The sequence below is a fragment of the Lysinibacillus sp. FN11 genome (assembly GCF_024628845.1).
Taxonomy (GTDB): domain Bacteria; phylum Bacillota; class Bacilli; order Bacillales_A; family Planococcaceae; genus Lysinibacillus; species Lysinibacillus capsici.
In genome coordinates this window covers 1,797,268-1,810,426 of the sequence record NZ_CP102383.1, presented here as the reverse complement: position 1 = coordinate 1,810,426, position 13,159 = coordinate 1,797,268, and the positions used below count along the sequence as shown (strand labels likewise).

Sequence of the window (13,159 nt, the reverse complement as noted above, 5' to 3'; positions counted from 1 at the left end):
TCTCTCTACCTCTCTTTACTAGCAAAAGCTAATGTCTATTGTTTATTTTATAATATTTTTGGTCTTTTGTGGAGAAAAAAGAAATACTATACCTATTCTATCCAAAAAAATGAATATTTGAGGTGTTATGATGAGTTTTGGTGGAGTACCGCAATGGTTTTTTATCATTGCTGTAGCATTCGCAATCTGCTTTGTACTTTATGCAGAATGGAATTCTAGAAAATAAGTGAGTCCAACAGGTTGGACTCACTTTTTTGTGCTTATTTTAATGTACGCTTTAAAAATTCCTTCGTACGTTCATGTTGTGGATTGACTAATACTTGTGCTGGAGGGCCTTCCTCCACAATTACACCCTTATCCATAAAGACAACACGATCTGCTACTTCTTTGGCAAATTCCATCTCATGTGTCACAATGAGCATCGTATTGCCCTCGTTTGCTAGCTGACGCATTACCTTTAACACCTCACCCACCATTTCTGGGTCTAATGCGGATGTTGGCTCATCGAATAGCATAACATCAGGATTCATTGATAAGGCACGAGCGATGGCCACGCGCTGCTTTTGTCCGCCTGAGAGTTGACGAGGCTTGGCATTCACATATTGATCCATGCCAACGATTTTCAAGTATTTAAGCGCCGTTTCTTCTGCTACTTTTTTCGAACGTTTTAACACTTTGATTTGGCCCACTGTGCAATTACTTATGACATTGTGGTTGTTAAATAAATTGAACTGCTGGAACACCATGCCTAAATGTGTACGATATTCTTGAATATTGTGCTTTTCATCTAGGATGTCTTCCCTTTATAAATAATTTGACCGCCACTTGGCGTTTCTAATAAATTTATGCAACGAAGCAATGTGGATTTACCAGAGCCAGAGGAGCCAATTAAACAAACTACCTCTCCTTTTTCCACTTGGAAATTCACATCTTTTAACACTTGGTTACGTCCAAATGATTTACTTAAATGTTCGATTTTAATGACTGCCATTTGTGCGTCCCCCTATACAGCTTCTTTTTGTTCTTTTTGATAGGCATCAGGACCATCTAGACGTTTTTCAACATAAAGAAGGATGCGAGATGCGGTAAATGTCATGATGAAATAAAGAACACATGCAACGAAGAATGATTCGAAATAACGGAAGTTGTTACCCGAAATTGATTTTGTTTGGAAGAATAATTCCGTTACTCCAATGACATTTAATACGGCTGTATCTTTAATATTCATGATTAATTGGTTACCTGTTGCTGGTAAAACATTACGCGCTACTTGTGGTAAAACTACATGAAGCATAATTTGGAAGTGATTCATGCCAATTGCTGATGCTGCCTCGTATTGACCATTATCAATAGATACAATACCGCCACGAACAATTTCTGCCATATAGGCCCCTGTATTGAGGGAAACGACTAAAATACCTGCTGTAATAAAGTGCATATCGATACCGAATGCGATATCTAATCCGTAGTAGACAACCATAGCTTGTACAATCATTGGTGTACCACGGAAAAATTCAACATAGCATGTTAGTATAAAATTAATGAGCTTTAAGCTATAAAATTTCACACCTTTTTTACGAACTGGAATCGTATGCATAATTCCGATGAAAAATCCGATAAATGCACCAATAATTGTACTAATACTCGAAATCAGTAACGTATAATACGCACCTCGTAAAAACATTTGCCAGTTGTTTTCAATAATTGAAAGTATCCATTCAAGACTCATGATGTTCCTCCTAACAATGTCATCTTGCTCGTTTATTTCTTTTGTGTCCTAGCTCTTTCTACTATTCTATGATTTGTCACGCTAGGACATTATCATTATGTAGAGAGGTTCTCATTTTGATAATGATGAAATGATCATGCACGGACTAATTGCTAGTCCGTGCCATATCATTATTGTGCTGCGGGCTGTTGAGAAATAGCTTCTTCCATAATCGCTTGACGATCATCTTCTGAAATGCCTTTTAGGATTTCATTGATTTTTTCACGATTTGCGTCATCTTTACGTAAGCCTACAGCAATTGAAGTATTTGATAGGTCTGTATCAAAGCCTTCTTCAAATGCTACATATGTGAATTTATCGTTGGCTGCAGAAGCGGAAATGCCCTCTGGACGTTCAGCTACATAGCCATCAATTTTACCTGCTTCTAGTGCCACACGCATTGCTGGGAAGCTCTCCATTGCCGTTTGCTTTTCTACGCCTTTAATTTGATCGATAACTGTGTAGTTTGATGTATTTAATTGTGATGTAATTTTAGCACCTGAGAAGTCTTGAATCGATTTTGCGCCTTCATATTTGCTACCTTTTTTAATAACCATAACAAAATCAGAAGTATAATAGTTTTCTGTAAAATCAATTGTTTTCTTACGTTCTTCTGTTGGTGACATACCTGCAATAATTGCATCAATTTTGTTCGATTGTAGCGCTGGAACTAATCCGTCCCACTCCATTTTAACAATGACTAACTCTTTGCCTAAACCTTCAGCGATTTTCTTTGCCATTTGTACATCATAGCCACCTGCATATTCTGCATTATCCGCAATTTTCACTGCGCCATTCGCATCGTCTTGCTGTGTCCAGTTGAACGGTGGGTAGCCAGCCTCCATGCCAATTCGGAATTCACCGCCGCCTTCTTCTTTGTCAGTTCCAGCATCACTTGAACCGCCCTCTTTTTTGTCGCTTGTGCCACATGCAGCTAGCACAATTGCCGTCATGATAGAGATCATTACTAACAACCATTTTCTTTTCATGAAAAACTCCCCTTTTCTGTAAAAAAATAAGACAACTGTACTAAAAAAGACCTAAGTTTATTGAACTTAGGTCTTACCTTTATGACAGTTGCCCAAATCCTCACTATAATTTCCATGTTTCCGAGATAGCACAACCTAGTAAATCTGGAAATCCATTTACTAGGACAGTCCTGCACTTATTCACTGCAGACCCAGTATAAAAGTACGAGCTCCTTTTATACTTCGGCGATATTTCCTTCTTCATTGCGTCTTCGCTTGCTTTTACTCAACAATGAACTAATAAATACCGCGCCTCTACCTCACTGGTAACAATTCGTGAGGTTTGTTTATTTAATTGATATTTAGATACTACTATAAAACTAATATGTTCGTCAAGACGATTTTAACATTTTTCTGACTAATGACAATATTAGGATATTGTGCGTTCTGCTTCCACTTTAAATCGTTGAACTTTTGTTGATATTTCTGAAAATTACAACAAATATTTATTATAGAGTATGTTCTCTATGTGAGAAAAGTCGCTTTTTTTCTTTCTTTGCTCCTCTAAACGATATAACATTCGTACTCATTCAAGCATAGAATCGGTCAATACCTTTTATCATACAAAAACCCTGCTGAACATTGTTCGCAGGGTTTAATGGCATTATGAATTTAATAATAAATCTTCAGGATTTTCGATTAATTCTTTAACTGTTTTTAAGAATCCTACAGAATCTTTACCATCGATGATACGGTGGTCGTATGAAAGTGCTACATACATCATTGGACGGATTTGAACTTCACCATTTACTGCAACTGGACGGTTTACAATTGAGTGCATACCTAAAATACCAGCTTGCGTACCGTTCATAATTGGTGTTGACATTAATGAACCGAATACACCACCATTTGTGATTGTGAATGATCCACCAGCCATGTCATTTAAGCCTAATTTTTTATCACGAGCTTTTGTCGCTAAGTTAGCGATATCTTTTTCGATTTCTGCAAAGTTTTTACTATTTGCATCGCGTACAACTGGTACGACTAAACCTTCTTCAGTTGATACAGCAATACCGATATCAAAGAAGTTATTTAAATGAATTTCATCGCCAGAGATTTGAGCGTTTACGTATGGGTATTTTTTCAGTGCTGCAACAACAGCTTTAGTGAAGAATGACATGAAACCAAGTTTGATGTCGTTTGCTTTTACAAACTCTTCTTGTTTACGTTTACGAAGTGCCATGATGTTTGTCATGTCAATTTCGTTGAATGTTGTTAACATTGCTGTTGATTGTTTAACTTCTAATAAACGTTTTGCAATTGTTTGGCGACGACGGCTCATTTTTTCAATTGTTACACGGTCAGAATTAGCTGCTGGTGTGAATACTACTGGGCCACCTGAAGTTGCTACGGATGTAGGTGCTGCTGCTGGCGTTACAGCTGGTGCTGTACCGTGAGCTGCTACATCTTGTACACGTACACGTCCTTGTGGATCTACTGGAGATACCGCTGCAAGGTCAATACCTTTTTCACGTGCAAGACGACGTGCTGCTGGAGATGCAACTACACGCTCACCAGAAGTTTCTTCTACTACTGGAGCTGCTGCAACTGGTGCAGGTGCTGCTTGTGGCGCTGCTGGTGCAGGTGCTGCCTCAGTTGGTGCTGCCGCTGGAGCTGCTGCTGCGCCTTCGCCTGCTTCTACTACTGCGATAACTTGACCAACTAGTACAGTATCGCCTTCTTCAGCTAAAATTTGTGTTAATACACCTGCTTCTTCAGAAATGATCTCAGCGTTTACTTTATCTGTTTCAAGTTCAACGATGAATTCACCTTTTTCAACGCGATCGCCCACTTTTTTACCCACTGTGCGATACTACCTTCTGTAATCGATTCTGCTAATTCAGGGACTTTAATTTCAGCCACTTTCATTTCCTCCTTTGATTAACGTGCATGACGCACATAGAAGGGCTACTGCTTAAGGGCAAGTAGCCCGGTTTCAAAAATTGATATATGATTATTTAACCTTTACTGGCTCAGCAACCGCTTCTTCAATAAGAGCTGCTTGTGCTGCTTTATGAGAATCTGCATCCCCTTCAGAAGTTGAGCTCATTGCAGGACGGCCTACATAGCGAAGTTTTTTACCTTCTGAAAGTTCGTATAATGTTTCTAATGCATAATTCCATGAGCCTTGGTTTTTAGGTTCTTCCTGTACCCAAACAATCTCTTTTGCATTAGGATACTTAGCAATGATACCAGCAACTTGCTCTTTTGGGAATGGGTAAAGTTGTTCTACACGAATAATGTGTAGGTGATCGAAGCCTTCGCCGTCTTTCACGCGCTCTGCTAAGTCGATCATCACTTTACCTGTACCTAAAACGATACGCTCTACAGCTTCTGGTTTAGCCCCTAAGCCTGGTTGTTCGATCACTTCTTGGAATGAACCATTTGCTAATTGCTCAGCATTCGCCGCAGCTAGTGGGTGACGTAATAATGATTTTGGTGATACGACTACAAGTGGACGTACCCCTTCTGTACCTAATAATGCTGCTTGACGGCGTAATAAGTGGTAGTAATTTCCTGCATTTGAACAGTTCGCTACAAACCAGTTATTTTCAGCTGACATTTGTAAATAGCGTTCCATACGGCTTGAAGAGTGCTCTGGACCTTGACCTTCATAACCATGAGGTAAAAGGATAACTAGGCCAGATTTTTGACCCCATTTTGAGCGTGCCCCTGAAATAAAGTTATCAAACATCACTTGTGCCATATTCGCAAAGTCACCGAATTGTGCTTCCCATACTGTTAGTACATGGCTATTTTCTAGGTTGTAACCATACTCAAAGCCTACCACCCCAGCTTCCAGTCAGCGGAGAGTTGTGTACTGTAAAGGATGCGTTCGCACCAGAAATATGGTGTAGTGGCGTGAAGACATTGCCATTGTTTTTATCATGCAGTACTAAGTGACGTTGAGAGAATGTACCACGTTGTGCATCTTGACCTGTAAAGCGTACTGGTGTGCCATCTTGAATAATCGTTGCATACGCTAAAGTTTCAGCATGACCCCAGTCAACTTTTGCAGACGCATAAGCATCACGGCGTTTTTCTAAGATTTTACCAAGCTTTTTCTGTGGTTCGAAGTTTTCTTCAAACACTAAAAGCTCTTCATTGATTTTTTCTAAACGTTCCGCACCTACTGCTGTATCAATTTGTGGGAACTCTACTTTTAATTCTTCTGGCATTTCTAAATGATGATGATCATCTTTTTCTGCCATTTCTTTGACATGGTCATAGGCTGCTTGCATTTCGGCATAGATAGCTGTATCTAGTGCCGCTACATCATCAGCAGTTACAAGACCTTCTGCCACTAATTGTGCACCATATAATGCACGCACTGTTTCATGTTTAGACACTAATTTGTATGTTTCTGGGTTTGTCACTGTTGGGTCATCTGTTTCATTATGACCATGGCGACGGTAACCTACTAAGTCCACAATAATGTCTTTGCCAAATGTTTGACGGTAGTTTGCCGCAAAACGTCCGACTTGCACTACTGCCTCTGGGCTATCTGCATTGACATGGATTACTGGTACTTCATAGCCTTTTGCAGGGTCAGAAGAATACACAGAAGAACGAGAATCATAATGTTCTGTTGTGAATCCGATCATATTGTTTGCGATAATATGGATTGTTCCACCTGTTGTAAAGCCTTCTGTTTTAGCGAAGTTTAACACTTCTGTTACAATCCCTTGACCTGGGAATGCAGCGTCACCGTGTACAAGAATGCCTAAGCCCTTTGTACGGTCAAAAATAGGTTGCCCTGGTTTAGATGTATCATCTTGTGTTGCACGAGTAGCACCAAGTACTACTGGATTGCCCACTTCTAAGTGAGATGGGTTGTAAGCCAATTTCACATTCATACCAGATTCACGGTTGTAAGAAGCACCCATGTGGTATTTCACATCACCTGTCCAGCCTTTTGTAATTTCAAGTCGGCCATGCTCTGGCATAAATAAATCATTGGAAACATGTGCAAAATCAGAGAACATCATGTCATAAGGTTTATTTAAAATATGTGTTAAAACGTTTAAGCGACCACGGTGTGCCATACCAATACGTACGTTTTCCACATTTTTTGCTTCTGCCGTTTTAATAATTTCATCAAATAGTACGATTTGCGTATCTAAGCCCTCACCAGAGAAACGCTTTTGTCCTACAAATGTTTTATGAATAAATTTCTCGAAATTTTCAACGCGAGTTAAACGATCTAATAAGGCTTTCTTCTCATCCGCAGATAATGCTTGTTTGAATGAGCCTGATTCGATTTGCGCTTGAATCCAATCACGTTCTTCAGTAGCTACTACGTGACCATATTCAAATGCTACTTTATCTGTATAAATAGCTTTTAAATAGTCGATTGCATCCTTACCATTTTTCACGTTTGCTGGCACATCTTTGAAGAAGATTGCTGCAGGAATTTCAGCTAAATCTGCAGCGCTTAAGTTGAACGCGCTTTCTTCAATTTGAGCTGTTTGTAGTTCACGGTTTTTCAGAGGATAGATATCTGCTGCTAAATGACCGCGTGAACGAATTGCATCTGCTAGTTTTACAGCGGCTAACACTTTTTTGTAATCGCCAGCAGGAGCCGCTGCTGTATGACTAGCTACAGCTACTTCACCTTCTACTACTACTGGTGCACCAAATTGTTGGAATAAAGAAACTAACTCCGGTTCTACTTCTTCAGGAGACTGTAAGAATAAGTCGTATTGCTCCATCACATATCCTAGGTTAGGACCAGAGAAAGCTGACCATGGAGAACTTACAGTTGTAACGTTGTTCGACATGAAAAATGACCTCCAAATTTTGCCTTTCGGCAGTTCCATTAATTAAATTGCAATTAATTATATAATATTTAGCCGTTCTTTAAAAGAATGTTTCACACTACTTTTCCATATTTTAAAGAACGTTTTTTCCATCTCAATCTTACTACTCTTCACAAAAAATACAACTCTTTTTAGCAAATTAAGCAATTTTTTTCGCAAAGGATAGAATAATGAAATAAAGCATGTATTTTTCTTAATATTTTAGCGGGATTTTCAGCAAGAAAACGGTTCCAATATTAACCTCACTCTTGACTTCTACTGTGGCATTATATTTTTCAAGTAACATCTTCGAAATACTAAGCCCTAAGCCTGTTCCACCAATTTGGCGATTTCTTGCTTCATCCACTCGATAAAAACGATCAAAGATAAACGGAATATTGTCTTGTGCTATTCCTATACCATTATCAGTAATTTCTAAACATGCATAATTTCCAGCAACAGAAATAGAAATTTGTATCTCAGGAATTTTTTCACAATAACGAATAGCATTCTCTATTATATTACGAACGATTTGACTTAGTGCATTTTCGGTAATAAATAACGGACCTATTTCACCATGTTTCGACAGCGACATTCGCGCTTGAGGATGAACAAGCTTTACCTCATCCATCACTGCTTCGATGACCACTAGTGCATCGGCCTCACTTGTTTCATCTTTTTCCTCACGCCGTGCAAGTTCTAATAATTCTTCAATCATTTTGCGCATACGAGCAATTTCTGTTAAGGAGGTATCAATGGATTCCTCTAATATAGCAGGATCATGTTTGCCCCATCTTTTTAAAAGAGAAAGATGCCCTTCAATTGCTTGAATGGGCGTACGCAGCTCATGAGAAGCATCGGCGACAAATTGTTGCTGCTGGGTAAATGAGATTTGCAGCTCATTCATCATGGCATTGTACATCTTCAGTAAATCACCAATTTCGTCATGTGATGTATAGGATAGCTGTATAGGCTCGTTAAATCCTTGATCCATCACAGTTTTCATGGATGCTCGCAATTCGTGCAGTGGCTTCATTAAATAGTTCGCGAGATAATAGCCAATAGAGCCAGATAACACTAAGGCTCCTAACCCTGCAATCAGCATGGCTGTCAAGAGATAACGCATGAGAGATTGAAAACTAGTTAACGGGTGAATCACTTGAATATAGCCTTGGAAAAAACCCATCCGAATCGGTTCATTAATGACCAACACATCTTGCTTATCAATGGTCATCTCAAAAATTTCTTGCAATGAATTAAGTGGTGCAGCAGCAGAGGTATCATTGATTCGTAAAATATCCACCCCATCAGCATTAAATATTCGGACCGTCTCATCACGATCCGCAATCGATTTGAGCAAGCCCGTATTGTGCTGAATTTGCTGAATGGTAATTGTAGGACCTTGGGACTCTAAAAAAGAAATGATATCCTTACTTGTCCGATTGACCTTACTCTCCTCATCGTTTAATAACCATGTATGCAGAGAAAGATAGACGACTACACAAATAATCGTAAAGCTAATAAAGATGACACTGCTTGAGGTCAGCATCCATTTTTTTTGCAGGGACTGATGACGTAAATAATTTCTTAACTTATTCATTCTCGCATCACATACCCAACACCGCGAACGGTTTCAATATAATCATTCATCGCCCCAGGGAGCTTTGTACGTAAATGTCTGATATAAACATCTACCACGTTGGTCTCGATATCCGTATCATAGCCCCAAACGGATGTTAAAATATGCTCTCGTGTGCATACTCTATTTTTGTGCTCGATTAATAGTTTCAATAAGTCATATTCTGTCTTTGTTAGATCAAGTTTATTCCCCTGAACGAAAACTTCATAGGCAGCTACATCTATTTCAATATCCCGTAGGCATAAAGATTCACTGTTTGTCTGCTCTGGCGTGACACGACGTAAAATCGTCCGTATTCTAGCCAGCAGCTCTTCAATCGCAAATGGCTTGACGATATAGTCATCAGCCCCAGCATCGAGTCCTGCTACACGATCCATCACAGCATCTCGTGCCGTTAATAAAATGATCGGCACTTGTGATTGTGTTCGGATACGGCGGCAAATCTCTATCCCATTAATACTTGGTAACATCACATCCAGTAAAAGTACATCAAAATTTTCCGACGTTGCCAAAGACAATCCTTCTCGACCATCAAAGGCAGTTTTCACTTCATAGCCTTCGTGTTGTAATTCAAGTTCCACAAAACGAGCGATATGCTTTTCATCTTCTACCAACAATATCTTCTTAGGCATCGTATCACCTTCTATTCCAAAATAACGATGTAGGATTTTTATCCCTATACTGTTATAGCATAACATCAAATAAAAAGTCTGTCTCACAAGGAAAACCTTGTGGACAGACTTTTTAGTGTATGTCGGAAATAGAGAGGTTGTTTTTCCCCGACTCTTTTGATTTATATAATGCTTGGTCAGCTAAATCCATTAGCTGATCCAATGTTTGAGCATGGTCTGGGTAATAGGCAATGCCAATTGAAGCAGTTGGTGTAAAAAGATGGTCCTCTATCATCCAGCCTTCTGCTAATTCATCGCGTATGCGTCGAATTATATGCATAATTTGATGATGTCTTTTTTCTTGATCTCTTGTTAAGCCCGTTAAGATGACAATAAATTCATCGCCACCTATTCGAATAACCATATCATGGCTACGAACAGTTTTGTTCAAGGAACTGCCGAATCGCTGAATAAACGCATCGCCAGTCTCATGGCCAAAGTGATCATTTACTTCTTTAAAATCATCACCGTCTATATAGAGCATCGCCACACAGGTTTGATTTTCATTTGCTTCTGCTAGGATTTTAGGAAACTCCTTTTCTAAAAAACGCCGATTAGGTAGCTGAGTTAAAGCATCATGATACGCTAGATATAGCAAATCATTTTCCCTTTCTTTGCGATGCGTAATTTCACGAGACACCATCATAATTTGGGAAACTTTTTCACGTTCAGGATCATGCACAACCGTGACATTTCCTTCTGTCCATATCGGGGTTCCATCTTTCGCCTTCAGTAAAAGTTCAAACTGTGAATCTGTTTGCCCTGTATAATTATTTAAGAATGTTTGCCATTCGTCTTTACTTTCTCGATCAATAATGTCACTGTAAAACTGTCCTTGTAGCTCTACATTTTCATAACCTAAATAAATACCATAGGACGGGGAAGCATAAATAATGATGCCATCTTCATTAGTAATCACAATTAAATCATTTGTATTTTCTGTGATAAGTCGGAAAGTACGTTCAATATTTTTTAATTCTGTGAACATTCTTTTCTTATCCGTAATATCATAGTTAATGGTTAAAATTTGTTCAATTTGACCAAACTCATCTTTTAATGGAACAATGGTAGCTTCTACCCAGTAATCGGCATGATATTTCGTTCGATAGCAAAGTTCTCCACGCCACATTCCCATCGTATCCAGCTTATCTTCAATTATTTGAAAAAGGTTTTGCCCACGGAATCGAGGTTCGATCAATGCGTAGGGCTGACCGATTAACTCCTCCGCCGTGTAGCCAGAAGCCTGTAAAAACATCTCACTCACTTCGGTAATGTTACCCTTACGATCTAATACAGCAATGGCCGTAGCTGAATTTAATGCAGATTTAAAGACCTCTAGTCCATGAGACTTCGAACGTAATTCTGCTTTTTGTAAAGTAAATTGTGTAAAATCTTGCATGATAAGAAAAATGGCAAATGAATTATCATCCTGCATCACTGGTGATAGTGACAGTAAATACATACGTTCCTGCTGGTCCAATGTATGCAATTTAATAAACTTCTCACCAACGTTTTCCCCTCTTGCAGCTTTTTGCAAACAAATTTTAATTTGTTCAACTTCTTCCTTTGGAATAATCGGTAAATCCACAAACATTTTCTGTTTGACGGCTTCATTATCTAATTGAAAATCTTCCATAAAGCTTGAATTCACTTCGTATATCATTCCTTCAGCCGATAAAATGACTGTTGAGAAAAAGGCATGGTCAAACATGGACCGCATAAATAAAAATTTATCTTCAATACTGCGGTCATAGAGTATTTCCTTCGTGATGGCTAATATATAGTCTTCATTCTTATATTTCAACGGTCTGACGGATGTTTCATATTTACGAACCTCCGATTGAACATATGCATAATCTACATAGTCAACCTGTTTATGTTCTCTAATGGCCTCATGGTAATTTTTCTGAATGATCAAAAAATTACGCTTTGAGGTAACGGTCGAAATCATTTTGCCAATCGCCTCATTCGATAACAGATCTTGAGCTGCTTGATTTAAGCGAATATATTGATAATCGTCCCCTACTTTTTTCACGAGAAAAACAAAATCCTTGCCAATAAATAATGAGTTAAAGAAATCTTCGCTTAAAATATACTCCATGCTGTCACCTCCAGAAAAGCCATTGCCATCATGATAGAAATGTTCGTATGTATGTGTTGTTAGAATAAAAATAATACTACTATTATAACATAAAAATAAAAAATTACCTTTCTAGAATCATAAAAATTATATCCTTTTAAGGATAATATTTGATATATTACCTATTCTAACAAGCAACCAATCCTACTAAAGATGTAGATAAATGATTAATATTAGATAAAATTGATAGGTTAGACTTAAGGCTATAAAACAACAATTTTATGGATAATCTCGCTTCACTTGTCAGAATATACTGACAATTAACCTCAAATTTTGTTTTTTTACGAGCAAAATGATTGCATCGAACAGATAATATGTTATATTATATTTAAAAAACTAGCCTTTTTTCGGTATGGTCGAAATCAGTAAGACAGCGGGAGATTATGGAATATCATAGTTATAACGTCTAGTTCTTTGGGTTTTAATTCCAGTACGAATTTTAGTTTTCTTCTTTATGCTTCAACGGAATTGTTTTAACTACCCTAGTAAAGGAGGCGTTTCGTATGCTTAAACATCGAGACCTGCATGAATGTACAGAGCTTTATGAGCTATTATCACACCCTTCTGTATTCCCTTTTGTCCGTCAAAAAGCCACATCCGCTGATGAATATTGGTTTATGACAAAACAACTGATTGAAGAGGAAGCGAGAGGACTCGCTATCTCGAGGACCATAACTGATGATTGGGGTCAACCAATCGGCACCATTAGTATTCACGATGTGGAGGACGGTGCAGGCTTTCTAGGAACGTGGATTGGACTCCCTTACCAAGGTAAAGGTTATAATCAAAAAGCAAAAATGTTATTTTTGAACGAGTTATTTTTTGACTATAATTTTCATACGGTCTTTCTCCGTATACGTGTTGAAAATTTAAAATCACAGCGTGCTGCTTTAAAGCTTCCTTATGTGGTGAGTGCCAATGAAAGTCATCCAACATTATTAGCGCAGGTTAATAGCGGTGAGGCACAATTTAATTTATTTAAAATACCAAAAGATTTATTCTACCTAACAACAGCACATCAAATGCAAGAAGGCGAAGAGCAAGCAATGTAGTGTGTATATATAAAAGAGAAGCTATAAGGTTTTGTCATTTCGACCTACCTCATAGCTTCTTT

Annotated in this window: 6 protein-coding genes, 3 pseudogenes and 1 riboswitch; of the genes and pseudogenes, 1 reads left to right on the top strand and 8 read right to left on the bottom strand. The window is 38.4% G+C overall.

Annotated elements, in window-relative coordinates:
* Positions 1–260 precede the first annotated feature (260 nt).
* The 8 genes and pseudogenes from NP781_RS09695 to NP781_RS09660 form a co-directional block, all read right to left on the bottom strand.
* Positions 261–991, bottom strand: a pseudogene (locus NP781_RS09695) (amino acid ABC transporter ATP-binding protein).
* 12 nt (positions 992–1,003) lie between these two features.
* On the bottom strand, positions 1,004–1,729 hold the full coding sequence (locus tag NP781_RS09690; protein ID WP_004230111.1) for an amino acid ABC transporter permease: 726 nt from the start codon (positions 1,727–1,729) through the stop codon (positions 1,004–1,006).
* 170 nt (positions 1,730–1,899) lie between these two features.
* Entirely contained in the window at positions 1,900–2,757 is an 858-nt protein-coding gene (locus NP781_RS09685) for a transporter substrate-binding domain-containing protein (protein ID WP_004230114.1), read from the bottom strand.
* 118 nt (positions 2,758–2,875) lie between these two features.
* Positions 2,876–3,062: riboswitch (Lysine riboswitch) on the bottom strand.
* Between the two features lie 338 nt (positions 3,063–3,400).
* Positions 3,401–4,659 (bottom strand): annotated as a pseudogene (gene odhB, locus NP781_RS09680) (2-oxoglutarate dehydrogenase complex dihydrolipoyllysine-residue succinyltransferase).
* Positions 4,660–4,750: 91 nt separating this feature from the next.
* A pseudogene (locus NP781_RS09675) lies at positions 4,751–7,577 on the bottom strand (2-oxoglutarate dehydrogenase E1 component).
* Between the two features lie 232 nt (positions 7,578–7,809).
* A complete protein-coding gene (locus NP781_RS09670) occupies positions 7,810–9,195 on the bottom strand; it encodes a HAMP domain-containing sensor histidine kinase (protein WP_221682189.1) in 1,386 nt (461 codons plus the stop codon).
* Positions 9,192–9,866 (bottom strand): response regulator transcription factor, encoded by a 675-nt coding sequence (locus NP781_RS09665; protein ID WP_004230122.1) that lies wholly within the window; start codon positions 9,864–9,866, stop codon positions 9,192–9,194. The genes NP781_RS09670 and NP781_RS09665 overlap by 4 nt, the downstream gene beginning before the upstream one ends.
* A gap of 112 nt (positions 9,867–9,978) precedes the next feature.
* Positions 9,979–12,006, bottom strand: a complete 2,028-nt coding sequence (locus tag NP781_RS09660) for a diguanylate cyclase domain-containing protein (protein ID WP_257522128.1) — start codon at positions 12,004–12,006, stop codon at positions 9,979–9,981.
* 542 nt (positions 12,007–12,548) lie between these two features.
* Between NP781_RS09660 and NP781_RS09655 the strand changes: the two genes are divergently transcribed.
* Complete coding sequence (locus NP781_RS09655; protein WP_004230128.1) at positions 12,549–13,097, top strand: GNAT family N-acetyltransferase; 549 nt, start codon at positions 12,549–12,551, stop codon at positions 13,095–13,097.
* The last annotated feature ends 62 nt before the right edge of the window (positions 13,098–13,159 follow it).

Coding starts and splice junctions, on each gene's coding strand:
- NP781_RS09690 (WP_004230111.1), bottom strand. CDS start 1,729: ATGAGTCTTGAATGGATACTTTCAATTATTGAAAACAACTGGCAAATG.
- NP781_RS09685 (WP_004230114.1), bottom strand. CDS start 2,757: ATGAAAAGAAAATGGTTGTTAGTAATGATCTCTATCATGACGGCAATT.
- NP781_RS09670 (WP_221682189.1), bottom strand. CDS start 9,195: ATGAATAAGTTAAGAAATTATTTACGTCATCAGTCCCTGCAAAAAAAA.
- NP781_RS09665 (WP_004230122.1), bottom strand. CDS start 9,866: ATGCCTAAGAAGATATTGTTGGTAGAAGATGAAAAGCATATCGCTCGT.
- NP781_RS09660 (WP_257522128.1), bottom strand. CDS start 12,006: ATGGAGTATATTTTAAGCGAAGATTTCTTTAACTCATTATTTATTGGC.
- NP781_RS09655 (WP_004230128.1), top strand. CDS start 12,549: ATGCTTAAACATCGAGACCTGCATGAATGTACAGAGCTTTATGAGCTA.